Source organism: Nakamurella multipartita DSM 44233, from assembly GCF_000024365.1.
GTDB classification, from domain to species: domain Bacteria; phylum Actinomycetota; class Actinomycetes; order Mycobacteriales; family Nakamurellaceae; genus Nakamurella; species Nakamurella multipartita.
In genome coordinates this window covers 3,652,302-3,668,240 of record NC_013235.1, presented here as the reverse complement: position 1 = coordinate 3,668,240, position 15,939 = coordinate 3,652,302, and the positions used below count along the sequence as shown (strand labels likewise).

General features: G+C 70.0%; 12 protein-coding genes and 1 pseudogene. 9 read left to right on the top strand and 4 right to left on the bottom strand.

All coding sequences use genetic code 11. The features are described 5' to 3' along the window. The first annotated feature begins 1 nt into the window (after nucleotide 1). From NAMU_RS16470 to NAMU_RS16440, 8 genes and pseudogenes are all read left to right on the top strand, one after another. Complete coding sequence (locus NAMU_RS16470; RefSeq protein WP_015748527.1) at nucleotides 2-2,617, top strand: circularly permuted type 2 ATP-grasp protein; 2,616 nt, start codon at nucleotides 2-4, stop codon at nucleotides 2,615-2,617. Next, on the top strand, nucleotides 2,614-3,516 hold the full coding sequence (locus NAMU_RS16465; protein WP_015748526.1) for a transglutaminase family protein: 903 nt from the start codon (nucleotides 2,614-2,616) through the stop codon (nucleotides 3,514-3,516). Before NAMU_RS16470 ends, NAMU_RS16465 begins: the two co-directional genes overlap by 4 nt. Before the next feature lie 446 nt (nucleotides 3,517-3,962). Next, nucleotides 3,963-4,652 (top strand): annotated as a pseudogene (locus NAMU_RS28475) (NAD(P)-binding domain-containing protein); the annotation flags it as partial. Nucleotides 4,653-4,822: 170 nt separating this feature from the next. Beyond that, nucleotides 4,823-5,356 (top strand): RraA family protein, encoded by a 534-nt coding sequence (locus NAMU_RS30530; RefSeq protein ID WP_322785872.1) that lies wholly within the window; start codon nucleotides 4,823-4,825, stop codon nucleotides 5,354-5,356. Continuing rightward, nucleotides 5,353-6,768 carry a TRAP transporter large permease subunit gene (locus NAMU_RS16455; RefSeq protein ID WP_015748524.1) on the top strand — a complete coding sequence of 472 codons (1,416 nt, stop codon included), beginning with the start codon at nucleotides 5,353-5,355 and terminating at the stop codon, nucleotides 6,766-6,768. The genes NAMU_RS30530 and NAMU_RS16455 overlap by 4 nt, the downstream gene beginning before the upstream one ends. Before the next feature lie 58 nt (nucleotides 6,769-6,826). Further along, nucleotides 6,827-7,126, top strand: a complete 300-nt coding sequence (locus tag NAMU_RS16450) for a hypothetical protein (protein WP_015748523.1) — start codon at nucleotides 6,827-6,829, stop codon at nucleotides 7,124-7,126. Nucleotides 7,127-7,137: 11 nt separating this feature from the next. Continuing rightward, nucleotides 7,138-8,109, top strand: coding sequence for a cyclase family protein (locus tag NAMU_RS16445; protein WP_015748522.1), 972 nt, complete (start codon nucleotides 7,138-7,140; stop codon nucleotides 8,107-8,109). A 67-nt stretch (nucleotides 8,110-8,176) separates the two neighbouring features. Continuing rightward, on the top strand, nucleotides 8,177-8,944 hold the full coding sequence (locus NAMU_RS16440; RefSeq protein WP_015748521.1) for an IclR family transcriptional regulator: 768 nt from the start codon (nucleotides 8,177-8,179) through the stop codon (nucleotides 8,942-8,944). Nucleotides 8,945-9,013: 69 nt separating this feature from the next. On the opposite strand, the gene NAMU_RS16435 is transcribed toward NAMU_RS16440, so the two are convergent. Further along, on the bottom strand, nucleotides 9,014-10,573 hold the full coding sequence (locus tag NAMU_RS16435; protein ID WP_015748520.1) for an FGGY-family carbohydrate kinase: 1,560 nt from the start codon (nucleotides 10,571-10,573) through the stop codon (nucleotides 9,014-9,016). A 174-nt stretch (nucleotides 10,574-10,747) separates the two neighbouring features. On the opposite strand from NAMU_RS16435, the gene NAMU_RS16430 reads away from it, so the two are divergent. Next, a complete protein-coding gene (locus NAMU_RS16430) occupies nucleotides 10,748-11,782 on the top strand; it encodes a zinc-binding dehydrogenase (RefSeq protein ID WP_015748519.1) in 1,035 nt (344 codons plus the stop codon). Nucleotides 11,783-11,979: 197 nt separating this feature from the next. Here NAMU_RS16430 and NAMU_RS16425 read toward each other — a convergent pair whose 3' ends face one another. From NAMU_RS16425 to NAMU_RS16415, 3 genes are all read right to left on the bottom strand, one after another. Further along, nucleotides 11,980-13,539 carry an FGGY-family carbohydrate kinase gene (locus NAMU_RS16425; RefSeq protein WP_015748518.1) on the bottom strand — a complete coding sequence of 520 codons (1,560 nt, stop codon included), beginning with the start codon at nucleotides 13,537-13,539 and terminating at the stop codon, nucleotides 11,980-11,982. A 150-nt stretch (nucleotides 13,540-13,689) separates the two neighbouring features. After that, nucleotides 13,690-15,069, bottom strand: coding sequence for an iron-containing alcohol dehydrogenase (locus tag NAMU_RS16420; protein ID WP_015748517.1), 1,380 nt, complete (start codon nucleotides 15,067-15,069; stop codon nucleotides 13,690-13,692). Further along, on the bottom strand, nucleotides 15,066-15,902 hold the full coding sequence (locus tag NAMU_RS16415) for an HAD-IIA family hydrolase (RefSeq protein WP_015748516.1): 837 nt from the start codon (nucleotides 15,900-15,902) through the stop codon (nucleotides 15,066-15,068). The genes NAMU_RS16420 and NAMU_RS16415 overlap by 4 nt, the downstream gene beginning before the upstream one ends. Nucleotides 15,903-15,939: the final 37 nt, after the last annotated feature.

The window sequence follows — 15,939 nt, the reverse complement described above, 5'->3', positions numbered from 1 at the left end:
CATGACCGGCCCCGCGAACCTGCCGCTGCCCCCGCCGCCAGCCGGCCCGACCTCCGTGGTCGAGGCCTACCTGGGGCGCAGCGGCATGTTCACCCCAGGGGTCGAGGACCCGCGCCGGTACGACGAGATGACCGGCCGGGACGGTGCTCTGCTGCCCGGCTGGGCCGAACTGGCGGCCGAGATCGACGCCGTCGGCGAGGTCGGCCTGGCCGCCCTCGCCGGCCAGGTCGATCGGCTGCTGGAGGACGACGGGGTCACCTACACCCCGGTCGATCCGACCGGGGGGCCGGCGGACAGTGCGCCGGCCGGGCCCGAGCGGTGGCGGCTGGACCCGCTGCCGCTGGTGGTCGGGGACAGCGACTGGACCGGCCTGGAGGCCGGGCTGATCCAGCGTTCGACCCTGCTGGACGCGATGCTCACCGACCTGTACGGACCCGGCAAGCTCGTCGAGAACGGCCTGCTGCCGGCCGAACTGGTCTACCAGTACCCGGACTACCTGCGGCCGGCTCACGGCATCACCATTCCCGGTGCGCACCAACTGTTCTTCCACGCCCTGGACGTGTGCCGGGACGTCACCGGCGAGTTCCTGGCCTTGGGCGATCGGACCCAGGCTCCGTCCGGCGCGGGTTATGCGATGGCCGACCGACGGGCGGTGTCCAAGGTGCTGCCCGGGTTGTTCCGGCGCGCCGCCCCTCGCGGCCTGTCCGCGTTCTTCCACACCATGCGCTCCGCGCTGGCCTCGGTCGCGCCGAGCGAGGCCGAGGATCCGCGGGTCGTCGTGCTCACCCCGGGCACGCACTCGGAGACGGCCTTCGACCAGGCCATGCTGGCCTCCCTGCTGGGTGTGCCGCTGGTGGAAAGCGCCGACCTGACCATCCGGCGGGGCCGCTTGTGGATGCTGTCCATGGGCCGGTTCGAGCCGGTCGACGTGGTGGTCCGCCGGGTCGACGCCGCCTGGTCCGACCCGCTGGACCTGCGTCCGGACTCCCGGCTGGGCGTCGTCGGGCTCGCCGAGGCCTGTCGGCGCGGCACCGTGACCGTGGTCAACACCCTGGGCAGCGGCGTGCTGGAGAACCCGGGACTGATCCCGTTCCTGCCCAAGCTGGCCCGCACGGTGCTCGGCGAGAGCCTGAAAATCGAAGCGGTGCCGACGTTCTGGTGCGGGGACGACGCCGGCCGCAGTCACGTGCTGGCCAACCTGGACCGGATGGTGCTGCGCTCGACCACCCGCGGTCGCTCGAAGTTCCCGGCCATGATGAGCCGCGGCGAGCTGGAGAGTTGGCGGGCCCGGATCGAGGCCGAGCCGACCGCCTGGGTGGGCCAGGACGTGGCCCCGTTCTCGGAGGCGCCGATGGCCACCGCGGACGGGCTGACCGCCGGCCAGGTCAGCATGCGGCTGTTCACCGTCGCCCACGGCTCCGGTTACGTGGCCATGCCCGGTTCGTTGGGTCGTGTTCAGGACGGCGAACTGACCTCCGCCGGCCGCGGCCGGACCAGCGTGGCCAAGGACGTGTGGGTCCGGTCGACCCGGATCGAGGCGCCGGACCGGCGCGAGGGTCGGGTCTGGCTCTACGAGGGTCCGCTGGTGGCCCCCAAACCCGTCGAGTCGACCGCGTCGCCGCGCGTGCTGGAGGACATGTTCTGGCTCGGCCGGTACGCCGAGCGCACCGAGGACCTGGTCCGGCTGCTCACCGCAGCCCGGTACCGGGTGGACGACTTCCGTTTCCGGCCCGAGCATCTCGGAGCCGGCTGCGTCCCGGTGCTGCTGTCCGCGGTGTCCTCGGTGTCGGGCACCCGGGCGTTCGCGGCCGAGGAGGACCCGACCCGGCGGATCCGCGACCTGATGCTGGACGCGGGGGAGAACGGCTCGGTGGCCCAGTCGCTGGCCGGGCTGCGGGAGGCCGCGCGCTCGGTGCGCGATCAGCTCTCCGGCGATACCTGGATGGTGCTGGCGGCCACCGACCGGGCCCTCGGGGAACTGGCCGACGCGCCCCCGGATGCCGGGGTGGTGCTGGCCTCTAAGCAATCCGACGTGCTCTCGGGCATGCTCGCGCTGTCCGGGCTGATCAGCGAGAACATGATCCGCGACCCCGGCTGGTATTTCCTGGATCTGGGCCGGCGGATCGAACGGGCCCAGCAGGTGGTCGCGCTGCTGCGGGCCACGCTGACCCGCTCCCACAGTTCGGCCACCGACTCGCTGGTGGTCGAGTCGGTGCTGGCGGCCAGCGAGTCCGGCGTCACCTACCGCCGCCGCTACCGGGGCCGGATCCAGGTGGCGACCATGCTCGAGCTGCTGCTGCTGGACGTGGGCAACCCCCGGTCGCTGGCCTACCAGGTGGCCGCCGCCCGGGCCGACCTGCGCGCCCTGCCCGACTCGTCGGGCACCTCGCGGCCGGTCCGCAAGCTGGAGGAGGTCGACGCCACCCTGCGCCGGACCCGGCCGGAGGATCTGGACGTCATCGACGACGACGGCGCGCGACGCGAGCTGCTCGCGTTGCTCGAAGGCCTGCACGACGCGCTTCGCGGGATCGCCGATTCCATCGCCGCCCAACACTTCTGGCATCCGAGCCCGATGCAGGCGGTTGGCGTCGTCACGTTGGAAGGGATGCCGGGATGACGGGGACGACGACCGGGGCCCCGACCCGCCGGTACCGGATCCAGCATCGGACCGTGTACCGCTACAGCGACGAGGTGTCCACCTCGTTCGGTCGCGGGTACCTGCGCCCGCGGGAGATCCCGGACGGGCAGCGCTGCCTGTCCTACTCGTTGGCCATCGAGCCCGAGCCCTCGGACCTGACCCACGACATCGACGTCTACGGCAATCCGAACACCTACTTCCACGTGACCACCGGGCACACCGAACTGGTGGTCACCGGCCTGTCCGAGGTCGAGGTGCAGCGGCCGGCCTTCGACCAGGCGGTGCTGGACCTGCCGTGGGAGCAGGCCCGGCCGTCCGGGTTCGTCGACCCGCGCGCGGTCGAGTTCACCCTGGCCTCGCCGCTGGTGCGGATGCCGTTGCAGGTCCACGAGTACGCGCTGGAGACCTTCACCCCGCACCGGCCGATCATCGACGCCGTGCGCGATCTGACCCATCGCATCTTCACCGGCTTCAAGTACCACCCCGGCTCGACGTCGGTGTCCTCCACGGTGATCGACGTGCTGGAGGCGAGATCCGGGGTGTGCCAGGACTTCGCGCACCTCGCGGTGGCCTGCCTGCGGTCGGTCGGGCTGGCCTGCCGGTACGTCTCGGGCTACCTGGCTACCGACCCGCCCCCCGGCAAGGAACGCATGATCGGGGTCGACGCCAGTCACGCCTGGGCCGCCGTCCGGCTGGCCGACGGCCGCTGGCTCGGCTTCGACCCGACCAACGACGCGTTCGCCGACGAGCGCTACACCATCGTCGCCTGGGGCCGCGACTACGACGACGTGCCCCCGCTGCGCGGCGTCATTTACACCGACGCCGAGAGCAACGAACTGGACGTCTCGGTCGACGTCGCCCCCCTGCCCGCCCGCTGACGCTCGGGCCGGGGTGCGGTTCGCTGATCTATCCCGCGCGAAACCGGATCAATCGCTGGGGAAGTCGCGGCTTTGATCAGCGAACCTGCGGGTGCTGCTGCGCTTCGCTGATCTTTCCCGCGTGAAACCGGGTCAGTCGCTGGGGTAGTCGCGGCTTTGATCAGCGAACCTGCGGGTGCTGCTGCGCTTCGCTGATCTTTCCCGCGTGAAACCGGACCAGTCGCTGGGGTAGTCGCGGCTTTGATCAGCGAACCGTGGGGCGCGGGAGTCGTCTCTCTGATCCGGGCGCGGGAACGGCCTGTCTCCGCGGACCGGCCACCGAACCATGCCCGATACCTGGCCTATCCGGAATACGGGGTAGGGGGTTGACAGAGTCCCATTGTATGAACACACTTACTGCTATCCGATAGGAACTATCACACAGTGATACTGCAAGGAGGCAGACGATGCGGGTGGCAGTGATTGGTCTGGGGGAGGCCGGGACGCTCTACGCGTCCGGGTTCGCGGCTCGTGGGTGGGAGGTTGCCGGATTCGATCCGGCCGACAACATCACCCCGCCGGGGGTGACTCGGTTCGCCAACGTTGCCGACGCGGTGGCCGGTGCCGATCTGGTGCTCAGCCTGACCGGGGGTAAGGCTGCGTTGCCGGCCGCTGCCGCGCTGGCGCCGGCCCTTCCGGCCAGCGCCCTGTTTGCCGATCTGAACGCCGGTTCGGCGGCGTTGAAGAAGAAGATCGCGCAGGTCATCGCCTCCGAATCCGGCGCCGCGTTCGCCGACGTCTCGGTGGTGGGGTCCGTGCCCACCCACGGTGCGCAGACGCCGTTGGTGGTCAGCGGGGCCGGGGCCGACCGGGCGGCCGGCTACTTCGCCTCCATCGGCACGCCGGTGGAGAACATTGCCGGGGCGCCTGGCGACGCCTCCCGCCGCAAGCTGCTGCGCAGCAGCTTCATGAAGGGACTCGGCGCGCTGATCGTCGAATCGGTGGCCATCGGCCGCGCGGCCGGCGCGGAGGAGTGGGTGCGCGAACAGATCGCGAGCGAACTGGCCGCCGGCCACCCCGCCGTGGATCGCCTGCACAACGGGACCGTCAAACACGCGGAACGGCGAGCCGCCGAGGCCGATGCCGCGGTGTCGCTGGCCGATGAGCTGGGCGTCCGGCCCGTATCGAGCCGGGCCACCGCCGAGATCCACCACTCGCTGGCCGACCAGGCCAAGGCCGATCATGCCGGCCTCGATTCCGTGTCCGCCGACCTGCTCGAGGCGTACCGAGGGCTGCGGTGGCGAACATCGGCGATGCCCGCAGCCGGATGGGCATGGTCGATTCCGGCATCCACGCCCTCTGGAAGGGCGCCCGGGCGGTCGGCCGAGCCCGCACCGTCTGGGTCCGGGAGGGGGACAATAAGGCCATCCATGAGGTCATCGATCACGTGCAGCCCGGCGACATCATCGTCATCAACGGCCAGGGCGCGACCAATCGCGCCCTGATCGGGGAGCTGATCACCGAGAAGCTGCGGGTGCGCGGCGCGGTCGGCATGGTCATCGACGGCGCCGCCCGTGACGTCGATGTCCTGGAGGAGATGGGCTTCGGCGTGTGGGCCCGCGCGGTCAGCCCGGCCGGTCCGTACAAGGACGGCCCGGGGCGGATCAACATTCCGGTCGCCGTCGGCGGGGTCGTGGTCAACCCCGGCGACATCGTCGCCGCCGACAGTGACGGCGTCATCGTCATCCCGGCCGCCGAGGCGGTGACCTCGTTGTTGGCGGGCCGTGCGGTCGAGGCCGATGAGGCCCGACGCCGCGCCGCGATCCAGGCCACCGCGAACCGGATCGAGGTGACCGCATGATCGCCGTCTGGGCGCTGGGCGCCTTCATTGCCACCATCGTGGCCTGGAACGCGCTGCTCAAGCGCAACATCGGCGAGTCCATGATCGCCGGGTTCCTCGTGGTCGGCGTCTTCGCCGTCGTGGCCGACGGCCCGGCGCAGGCCTGGCACTCGATCTCCGACGGCGTGCTGGACGCCATGCAGGAGGAGGTCACCTTCGCCGGCCTGGCCTTCGTCTTCATGAGTTTCCTGCTGGTCAAGACGCCCGTGCTGGACAAACTCATCGACGTGCTGAACTCGATCCTGGGCCGGCTGCGCGGCGGCCCGCTCTACACCTCGACGGTGGCCGCGGGGATCTTCGGCTCGATTGCCCACGTCGGCGCTGCGGTGACCGCCGCCGTCGGGACTGTCACGGTGCCGTGGATGAAGCGCACCGGGGTCAAGCCCGAACTCGCCGCGACCGTCGTCGCCGGGTGCGCCGGAATGGGTGTCACCTTCCCGTTCAGCGCCACCATGTTCATCCTGGTCGGCGGCCTGGTCGCGATCGGCGCCATGACCGCCGACGAGATCGTGCTGCCGCTGGCCCTGGCCGGACTGTGGTGCCTGGGCTACCGCATCGCCCTGTGCTTCTACCTGGTCCGTCGCAACAAGATCCAGGCGATCGACGCCGAACACCGCATGCCGCTCAAGACCAGCCTGTCCCGCGGCTGGCAGGCCCTGACCCTGTTCATCCCCATTGCCATCCCATTGCTGCTGACCAGCGGTTGGATCGCCACCCAGGTCGGCAACTACTCCGGTGTGGGCGAGACCCTCAAGGCGCCGGTCAAACTGGCCGACGGCACCAAGCTCGACCCCGTCCCGTACGCCATGTCCGACGTGATCAGCCTGATCACCTGGATTCCGGTGCTGATGATCGGCCTGGTTCTGTTGCTCGGCCGCAAGAACCTGCCCCGCACGGCCAAGAGCTGGTGGAGCACCTTGGGCAAGGTTGCCCCGGCGTTCGGCGTCATCGGCATCACCATCGTCGCCGCGTTCTCGGCCTCGAACGTGCTCGCCGACCTCGGCCTGGCCAAGCAACTCACCGCCATCCTCAGTGGCCTGCAGGCCCCCGCCTGGATCATGGCCATTGCCATCGGGGTCATTGTCGTCGCGATCGCCATCCCGTTGACCGCGAGTGCCACCATGGCCGCCGTCGGTCCCGTCGCCGTGCTGGCTCTGGCCGGAGTCGGCGTGCCGATTCCGATCGCCGCGGCCGCTGTCCTGATCTTCGCCTCGACGGAGGGGGCCTCCCCGCCGTCCGGCGCCCCGATCTACGTGGCCAGCGGCATCGCGCAGGTCGACCCGGTCAAGACGTTCATCCCGCTGCTGAAGTACTACTGCATCCCCATTCTCGGTATCGGCGTGCTCATCGCCCTCGGCCTGCTACCCGTGTGAGCCCGCCATGCCCGCCCGAACCCCACCCACGTTCACAACGTCGAGAACGGACCCCCCGATGACCGAAGAAGCCACGGACAACAAGATCACCGCCCGCGACCCGCACGGACCGGCCTCCCGGTTCGCGCTCGTGCTGTTCAAGATCAGTCTGATCTTCTTCTTGCTGGCCGGGCTGTGCATCGTCCTGGGCCAGGCGGGAGCGCTCATCGCCGCCGACGCCACGCTGGCCCGCACCATCAAGACGGTGCTGGCCCCGTACGCCTTCGGCGGTGCCTCCGTTGCCGGCATTTTGGCCTTCCTCCTGTCCTACCGCCAGGACGTCGATGCCCTCGGCGCCGAGCATCACGAGCACGACTAGGAGGACCGGCCGTGACCCTTCCCGCGTATGCGCATCTGACCACCCGGACCGACGGTCCGCCCGGTTCGAGCTGGTACCTCTTCGACACCGATCCGGAGCGGGGCACGGCCAACTTCGCCGGCGCCGACCAGGTCCGCGCGGCCGCGGACCTGGTCGGCACCGGCGAGGTCTTCTCCCTGGATTACGCGCTCGACGCGTTCAACCCGCCCATGGCTCGCAGCCGCGGGGTGCCCCGGCACGAGATCCTGCGCAGCCACCCGCAGGCCCGCGACGACGTGCTGCGCGACTTCTTCCTGCAAGCCACCACGCAGGTGGACGGACTGCGGCACCGGAGGGCATCGGGCTTTGGCTTCTACAACGGTGTCCCCGACGAGTGCATCGCCGCGGGCACTCCCGAACTGGGGGTCCAACGGTGGGCTGAGAAGCCCATTGTGGGTCGCGGGGTGCTCGTCGACATCGAGGGTTGGGCCGCGGCGACCGGCCGGCCGCTCGACCATGCGCAAGGCCCGGCCCTGTCGGTCGGAGACCTGGACCAGGCGTTGCACGCTCAGGGTGTCACGCTGCGGACGGGCGACCTGGTGCTGGTGCATACCGGCTGGGCCAATTGGTTTCTCAGCACCGACCCGGACACCCGGGCCGGGGTTCGGGCCGCCCGGCGCAGCACCGGCTTCCGGCAACACCGAGAGCTGCCGGAATGGCTGTGGGACAACAAGATTGCATTGTTTGCCACCGACACCTTCGCAGTTGAAGTGCTTCCGGTGGTTGACGACAGTGCGTTCCTGGATTCAGCGCCGGAGGATCACGGGATGATGCACCAGGAACTCATCGCCAAGCTCGGCGTCCCCCTGGGGGAACTCTGGAATCTCACCGACTTGACATCACACAGCCGCCGGACCGGGCGATGGGAGGCTCTGGTCACCGTCAAGCCGCTCCACCTCACCGGTGGTGTCGGCTCGCCGGCGAATGCCCTGGCCATCCGCTGACGCCAACCTGTCTCACTCTATGATAGTCAGGACTCATGGCCTGATATCCGAGTGAAAGGACCCCACCGTGACGGCACCGTCGGCCACCACGATGCGTTCGGTGCAGCGGGCCCTGGACCTGCTCAACGTGTTGCAGACCTACCAGCATCCGGTGCGGCTCAGCGATCTCGCGCGGCACGCCGATCTGCACATCGCCACCGCGCAACGCCTGCTGAACGTCCTGGTGGACAATGGCTTTGCCACACGCTACGCCAGCGGCTACACCGCCGGACCGGCCGCGTTGTCGATCGCGCATGCCTACCTGGTAGCCAGCCCGCTGAACATGATCGCCCAGCCGATCATGCAGGCCCTGTCGGCGGAATGCGGACTCACCTCGTCGCTGTATGTCCCGCTCGCCGGCACCCGCGTGCTGGTCGCCCGGGTCGAGGGGGCCAACCCGCTCCGCTACACCCTTCCGATCGGCGAGCGTTTCCCGCTGTACTTGGGGGCGGCCGGAAAGACCATCCTGGCCTTCCTACCCGAGCAGGACCGGCAGGACGCGCTGGTCTCGGTGGCCACGATCGAGCACGCCGACGGCTCCGCCACACCGATCGGCGCGTTCCTGGCCGAACTGGAGACCGTGCGCCAGCAGAGCTTCGCCGAGTCCACCGGTGAACGCGCGCTGGGCATCACCGCGGTCGCGGCGCCCATCCTGGACGCCGCGGGGACCGTACAGGGAGCCCTGGGATTGACGGGCCCGTCGGATGAGCTCGACGGCGAACGAATCCACCGAGTCGTACCCGAACTGCGCCGGGCGGCCAGTGCGATCGGCGCCCGGTACCCGGTGGCGGCCTGACGGCCGGACGCCGCGAGCCCGCGGCGCCGAACACAGCTTCGGCGACCGCGGGCTCGCGAGGTGGGTGGATCAGACCAGGGCGGCGGACTTGCGCACCGCGCCCTGCAGGGCATCCCAGGAGTTCAGGGTGGCCTGGCGGATGTCCCGGTAGACGCCGAAGAAGTCGTCGTAGACGGCCGTGCGGCGCAGGTCCGGCTCGTACTCGCGGACGATGTTGACCGTCGCGTCGGCGCCCTCGGCGTAGCTGTTGAAGCTGCCGGCGCCGACGCCGGCGACGATGGCCGCACCCTTGGCGCCGAACTCGGTGCCGGCCGGGATGATGATCCGGCGACCCAGCACGTCGGCGAAGATCTGCGCCCAGACGGCGCTGTTCGCGCCGCCGCCGGCCATCCGGACGGTGTCGACCTGGGTGGGGATGGCGTCCAGGCAGTCCCGGATGCCGAAGGCCACGCCCTCGTAGACCGCGCGCAGCAGGTGCCAGCGGTCGTGGCTGCCGGTGATCCCGTTGAACGAGCCGCGGGCGCTGGGCTTGACGAACGGAGCGCGCTCGCCACCGGGGGCCAGGTAGCCGTGGAAGATCACGCCGCCGCAGCCGATCGGCACGTCCTTGATGTTGGCGTCAAGGTAGTCGAACAGACCGACCTCGCCCGGCTGGGCCGAGGCCTCGCGACGGAACGGATCGCCGAACTCGCGCAGGAACCAGTCCAGGTTCGGGGTGCAGCAGTTCATGCCCAGGGCGCGGATCCAGGTGTCCGGGCTGTGCGGGATGACCCAGCCGACGTCGGTCGGCAGGATCTCCGAACCCAGGTTGTCGGTGGCGACGGTGACGATGCCGGCGGTCCCGATGACCGCCATGCAGTCACCGGGGCGGGCCACGCCGACTCCGAGAGACGATGCGGTGATGTCCATCTGGCCCTTGAACACCCGGGTGCCCTCGGCCAGGCCGGTGACCCCGGCGGCGTGCTTGGTGACGGTGCCGATCTGGTCGATCGGGCTCTTGATCGGGGGCAGTGCGCGCTTGGTCCGCTCGTCGAAGCCCCAGGCCGCGTTGACCTCGTCCGACCACTGCCGGTTGCGGACGTCGATGCCGGCCAGCGAGGCGTCGGAGGCGTCGGTGGAGGCGTCGCCGGTGAGGTTGTACTCGATCCAGTCCTTGCACCACAGGTTGGTGCCGCCCTCGAGGATCTCGCCCTCGTTGTCCTGACGCCAGCGCAGCAGCGCCGAGGTGGTGCCGGCGTAGGGGCCGGTGCCGGAGATGTTGAACTGCTTGCTGACCGTGCCGTCGGCGTACCAGCCGTCGATGATGTCGCCGGCCCGGCCGTCGGTCCACAGGTACGCGGGGCCCTTGGGCTTGCCGTCCTCGCCGATCAGCCAGGTGCCGTCGCCCTGCCCGGTGGCCGACAGCGCGATGATCTCCTCGGCCTTGACCGAACTGCTCTGCAGCGCGTGCTGGATGGCTTCGGTGGCGGCGACCCAGACCTCGTCCATGTTCTCTTCGGCCAGGTGCGCCTGCGGGTTGGTGATCGGCACACTGCGCGCGCCGCGGCTGAGCTCGTTGCCGTTGGTGTCGAAGATGGCGGCCTTGACGACCGATGTGCCAGCGTCCAACCCGATGATGTAGCCGTCCATGCTGCTCCTCTGCAGTGAGGTGTGTTCCGGGGATTCCGCGCATCAACAGCGGTCCGTCAAGTGTGACGGCCATCGCGGCCCAGCGCAATAGACATGACCGATCTTGTCTAACCGATTTAGTACAGGTGCATACATGTCTAGCCAACATGGGGGTGCGGTCGTTAGCATCGGCGCATGCGTGGATTGGTGAAATTCGACTCCGGGCCCGGCAACGTCGAGCTGCGGCAGGTGCCCGCGCCCGAACTGGGAGCGGGCCAGATCCTCATCGACGTGGCCGCGGTGGCCATCTGCGGAACCGACCGGCTGGCCATCGAGGGTGGGCACGACCACGGCAAGCTGCCGCGGGTGCTCGGACACGAGGTCAGCGGCACCATCAGCGCAATCGGGCCCGACGTCGAGTCCGACCTGCAGGTGGGGGATCGGGTGACGGTGGAGACCGATGCCTACCTGTGCGGGCGCTGCGCCTACTGCCGCCGTGAGGAATACAACCGCTGCCCCTACCGGCTGGGCATCGGCACCACCGCCGACGGCGGTCTGGCCGATCAGCTGGCGATGCCGGCGTTGGCCGTGCACAAGCTGCCGGACAATGTCTCGCTGCTGGCCGGTGCACTGACCGAACCGCTGGCCGTCTCGGTGCACGCGGTGATCGAGCAGAGCCCGGTGCTGGCCGGTGAGGTGGTGGTGGTGATCGGGCCGGGGGCGATCGGCCAGCTCTGTGCCCAGGTCGCGCTGGCGGCCGGGGCCACGGTGGTCATGGTCGGCCGGTCCCGGCACACCGAACAGCTCGCCCTGGCCCGGCGAATGGGCGTCACCCACACCGTCGATTCCGAGACCATCGATGTGGCCGACTATGTCAAGGGATTGACCGACGGTTACGGCGCCCACACCGTGTTCGAATGCAGCGGCGGCGCCGGTGTGCTGGAGGGGGTCATGCCGTGGCTGCGGCGGGGCGGGCGGATCGTGCTGCTGGCCTTTTTCCGCACGCCGCCGGCGGTGGACGTGGACCGCCTGCTCAACCACGAGTTGGAATTGGTGGGCTCCCGGGGCAAGCGGGCCTCCAGCTACCGGACCGCGCTGCGTCTGATGGCCCAGGGCCAGGTGGACGTCGAGGCCATCGTCGGGGCCAAGCTGCCGCTGGACGAATGGGACAAGGGAATCGAGCTGGTCGGTCGCGGGGTCAAGGTCGTGCTGGAGGTGCGGCCCGAATAGGCCACGGTCGCCTCGACGAAGGGCCCGATCCGGCGGGCGCGGATCGGGCCCTTGCTGTCGGTGCGGCCGGGCCGGGCGAACGCCGAAGGCCCGCCCCCGGGTGCGCCTTCCGTCGCGGCGGCGGGAAGGCGACCCGGGAGCGGGCCTAGGTGGCGGGTGCGGCGGCGTGCCGCACCCGGGTCCGGAAGGTGACGGGCCTAGAAGTTACGGGTGGAGAAGTCCGAGAGGGCCTGGTATTGGCCGGCATTGGCGATGGCCTCGTACAGGCCGCGGTAGACCTTGTTGGCCTCGTCGTACAGGGCGCGGGTCTTCTCGTTCGGCGTGAACTCGGACTCGACGTTGACCATGGCACCGACGGCCTCATCGATGGAGGAGAACGAACCCGAGCCGAAGGCACCGAGGATGGCGGCGCCGAGCACGGTGCACTCGCGCTCCTTGGTCACCTTGGTCGGCTGGCCGATGATGTCGGTCATGATCTGGGCGAAGCCGTCGGACTTGGTGCCGCCGCCGGTCAGCCGCAGGTCGGTGATGCCGCCCTTGATGTCGGAGTTGAAAGCGTCGACCACCATGCGCATCTCGTGTGCGCAGCCCTCGAGCAGAGCCCGCAGCATGTCGGCCCGGGTGTGGTTGAGGCCCAGCCCGATCCAGCCACCGCGGGAGGCGGCGTCGTAGTACGGGGTGACCTGGGAGACCAGGAACGAGTGGAACATCAGGCCGTTGGCCCCGGGGGGCGAGGTCAGGGCCTTCTCGACCATGACGGCGTAGACGCTGCGGCCGGTCTTGTCCGCCTCGACCTGCTCCTCCAGGCCCATGTTGTCGCGCCACCACTTCAGGTTCGCGCCCAGGGAGAACGCGCCACCCTCGATGTCCCACGCGCCGGGGACGGCGTGCCCGCCCCACCACAGGTTGCGGCCCTGCACGCGGTCCAGGCTGTCCAGGTGGGCGACCATGACGCCGGCGGTGCCGACGGTGAACTCGGCCTGGCCCTGCTCGACGACCCCGGCACCCATGGCGGCGCACTGCTGGTCGCCGGCCCCGCGGCACAGCGGGGTGCCCTCGGGGATGCCGGTCGCGAACGCGGCCGCGGCCGAGACCACTCCGGCCTGGCCGGTGGGGATGCCGACGGGCGGCAGCTTGTCGCGGGTGACGCCGCACAGCTCGAGGATCTGGTCGCTCCAGTCGAGCTTTTCGATGTCGAGCATGCCATTGAGGGTCAGCGAGGCCGGGTCGGTGACCCACTCGTCGGCGCCCATCTTGAACAGGAAGTACTCCTGGCCGTTGGCGAACCAGCGGGTCTTGTTGAACAGCTCGGGCTCGTTGTCCCGCAACCAGGCGAACTTGGCGGCCGACCACAACGGCGAGAGCTGCATACCGGTGTGCGTCTGGTAGTCCTCGGCGGAGATGGTCTCGGCGAAGATCTCCTGGTACTTCAGCGCGCGGCCGTCGTTCCAGACCAGGGACGGGGCCAGCGGGTTCTTCTCCTCGTCGAGCAGGATGAAAGTGCCGCGCTGGCTGGAGAAACCGACCGACTTGTACGCCTCGGGCGGCAGGTTGGCGGCGGCCACCGCCTGCTTGCTGGCCGCGCAGATGCCGCGCCAGACGTCGTCGACGTCCTGTTCGATCCAGCCCGCTCGCGGGGAGGTGCACGGGTACTCCTGGTACCCCTCGCCGAGCCGGTTGCCGTGCTGGTCGAAGATCATCACGGTGCAGCCGGTGGTGCCGGCGTCGATGCCGACGAATGCCTGGATCGAGCTCATGAAAGTCCTTTGGGTGAGTTGGGCCGTGCCTGACGGACAGTGTGCAGGCGGGGTGAACAACGGCGGTGAAGAACTCTGGCCCGTAGTCTAGGTCACATCTCTATACTTGTACATACATGTCTGGCAGATATTTTCGCAGGCCGTCGTTGTTTACAACCCGCCGCCGACCTCGGCGGCCCGGGCCAGCACCCGGTCGATCAAGGCGTCGTCCCAGCGGCCGGCCAGCAGCAGCAGGTCGGCCAGGGTGAACCGGTCGCGCATGTAGGGCAGGGTGCGCAGGGCCCAGCGGGCCCGGTCGGCGTCCACGGCCGGGGTGAGCGCGGAGAAGGTGACGGCGGCACCCCACCGCTGCAGGGCGGTGGCCGGCAACCGCGGCGGTGCGGCCAACCGGCGCAGGGTGTCCTCGTGCTCCGGCCAGCGGTCAAAAAAGCGGCGCACGTCCGCGCCGTGCTCGGCCCAGGCGGCGAACTTGCGTTGAACCGCGGTCCAGCATTCGCCCCCGACGCGGCCACTGGGGTCCAGGTCGCGCCAGCTGGCCAGCACGCGCTGTTCCAGGTCGGCCGGCGGCGCCAGCGCGGCCGGCTCCAGGCGGCCCAGATCCATTTCCTGCAGGGCGATCTCCCACAGCGCGCAGGAGACCACGGTGGCCACGCCGACCTGGGCCCCGTGCAGGTCGTGCTCGGTCCCGGCGGCCATCGCGGCCATGTCCAGCAGGTGGCTGATCAGGTGCTCGCAGCCGGACAGGCCGGCGGTGGTGCCGGTGAACCCGATCCCCAGCCCGCCGATGGTCAGCGTGTCGATCAGCGCGGCCAGCGCCGCCGGCTCGGCCGGGTCGAGTTCGACCAGCGCGTGGGCCGCCGTGGACACCGGGGCGACCGAGCTCTCGTCGAATCCCCGGTCCAGCCCGAGGGCGTTGGCCAGGTACCAGTCGGCCGGCGCGACCCAGACCGCGACCGCATCGCCGACGCCGGACCGGGTCAGCGCGTCCGGCGCCTGGGCCAGGACGTCGTGGTCGATCAGCAGGGCCTGCGGCCAGGCGGTCGGCACGGTTCGCTTCGCGCCGTTGCGGACCAGCACCGAGAGCGAATCGGCGTAGCCGTTGACCGACGCGGCCGTCTGCACGGCCACCAACGGCACGTCGAGTTCGGCGGCCACCGCCTTGGCCAGATCGCTGATGGTGCCCGAACCCACCGACACCAGGCCGGTGATGCCGCGGGCCGCGTCGACCGTGAACTGCACGGTCGCCTCGTCCAGCACGGTGCCGTGGGCGCCCGGGGGAGTCTGCACCGGGCGCAGCGCCCGGCCGGCCAGACTGTCCTGGACGCGGGTCAGCAGATCGGCCTCGCCGACCGCCTTGGGCGTGCCGTCGTGCAAAAGGCCCAGGTCGCCGGTCGCCGGCAGTTGGCCGACCAGCCCGGGCAGCCGGTCCAGCGCGCCGGGCGCGGACACGATGGTGCGCAGCGGCAGAGCCCAGGCGGTGGCGAAGTCCTGTGGCGTCCGGGGGGTCGTCGAGGGTCTCGAGGTGCTCATGCCGACCTCCGGTCGTCGTGGGCGGCCAGCAGGTCGTCGATGCGGGGCAGGACCACGTCCGGCCGGATGTCCTCCGGGGCGGCGGCCAGCATGGCGGTGTCGGTCTCACCGGTGAGCACCAGGGCGCTGCGCATCCCGTGCCGGCGGGCGAAACTGATGTCGGTGGACAGCCGGTCGCCGAACATCAGCGTCCGCTCCGGAACCAAACCCGTTGCCTGGGCGATGATGTCGAACAGTCCTCGTTCCGGCTTGCCGAATACGGCCTCGCAGGGCACGCCGGTGCCAGCGGTGATGGCGGCGGTGATGCAGGCCGCGTCCGGCTCACCCCGGCCGCCCGGGAAGGGGCAGAAGCGATCCGGATTGGTGGCCACCAACCGGGCCCGGCGGTGGAACCACAGGGCGTCGAAGGCGATCTGCAGCTTGCGATAGTCGAAGGTGCGGTCGTAGGAGCTGATCACCAGATCGATCCGGGTCGGATCGTCGCTGATGGGCACACCGGCCGCAGTGAGTGCCTCGATCAACGGCTGCTCGCCGATGGGGAAGACGGTCGCTCCCGGCATGGTCGTGGTGACCCAGCGAACCGTCGAGTTCAGGCTGGTGAACACATCGTCCACGTCGGTGCCGATGCCCAGAGCGGTGAGCTTGTCGGCGTAGGTGGTCGGTGACTTGGTCGGGTTGTTGCTGCAGAACACGGTGCGCACACCGCGTTCCCGCAACGACCCGACCAGCCGCGCCGCCCCGGGCAACAGCGCATCACCCAGGTAGATCGTTCCGTCCAGATCGAAGATCGCCGTATCGATGTCGTTGAGGTCGAACGAGTCGACGGACTGCACGAAAAGGTCCTTCCTGAATGGGCTGGGCGGATGCCGG

What these genes read in the sequence shown, in the direction of transcription:
- NAMU_RS30530 (WP_322785872.1), top strand. Translation starts at nt 4,823, where the DNA reads ATGGGCATGGTCGATTCCGGCATCCACGCCCTCTGGAAGGGCGCCCGG.
- NAMU_RS16465 (WP_015748526.1), top strand. Translation starts at nt 2,614, where the DNA reads ATGACGGGGACGACGACCGGGGCCCCGACCCGCCGGTACCGGATCCAG.
- NAMU_RS16450 (WP_015748523.1), top strand. Translation starts at nt 6,827, where the DNA reads ATGACCGAAGAAGCCACGGACAACAAGATCACCGCCCGCGACCCGCAC.
- NAMU_RS16470 (WP_015748527.1), top strand. Translation starts at nt 2, where the DNA reads ATGACCGGCCCCGCGAACCTGCCGCTGCCCCCGCCGCCAGCCGGCCCG.
- NAMU_RS16420 (WP_015748517.1), bottom strand. Translation starts at nt 15,069, where the DNA reads ATGAGCACCTCGAGACCCTCGACGACCCCCCGGACGCCACAGGACTTC.
- NAMU_RS16425 (WP_015748518.1), bottom strand. Translation starts at nt 13,539, where the DNA reads ATGAGCTCGATCCAGGCATTCGTCGGCATCGACGCCGGCACCACCGGC.
- NAMU_RS16430 (WP_015748519.1), top strand. Translation starts at nt 10,748, where the DNA reads ATGCGTGGATTGGTGAAATTCGACTCCGGGCCCGGCAACGTCGAGCTG.
- NAMU_RS16455 (WP_015748524.1), top strand. Translation starts at nt 5,353, where the DNA reads ATGATCGCCGTCTGGGCGCTGGGCGCCTTCATTGCCACCATCGTGGCC.
- NAMU_RS16435 (WP_015748520.1), bottom strand. Translation starts at nt 10,573, where the DNA reads ATGGACGGCTACATCATCGGGTTGGACGCTGGCACATCGGTCGTCAAG.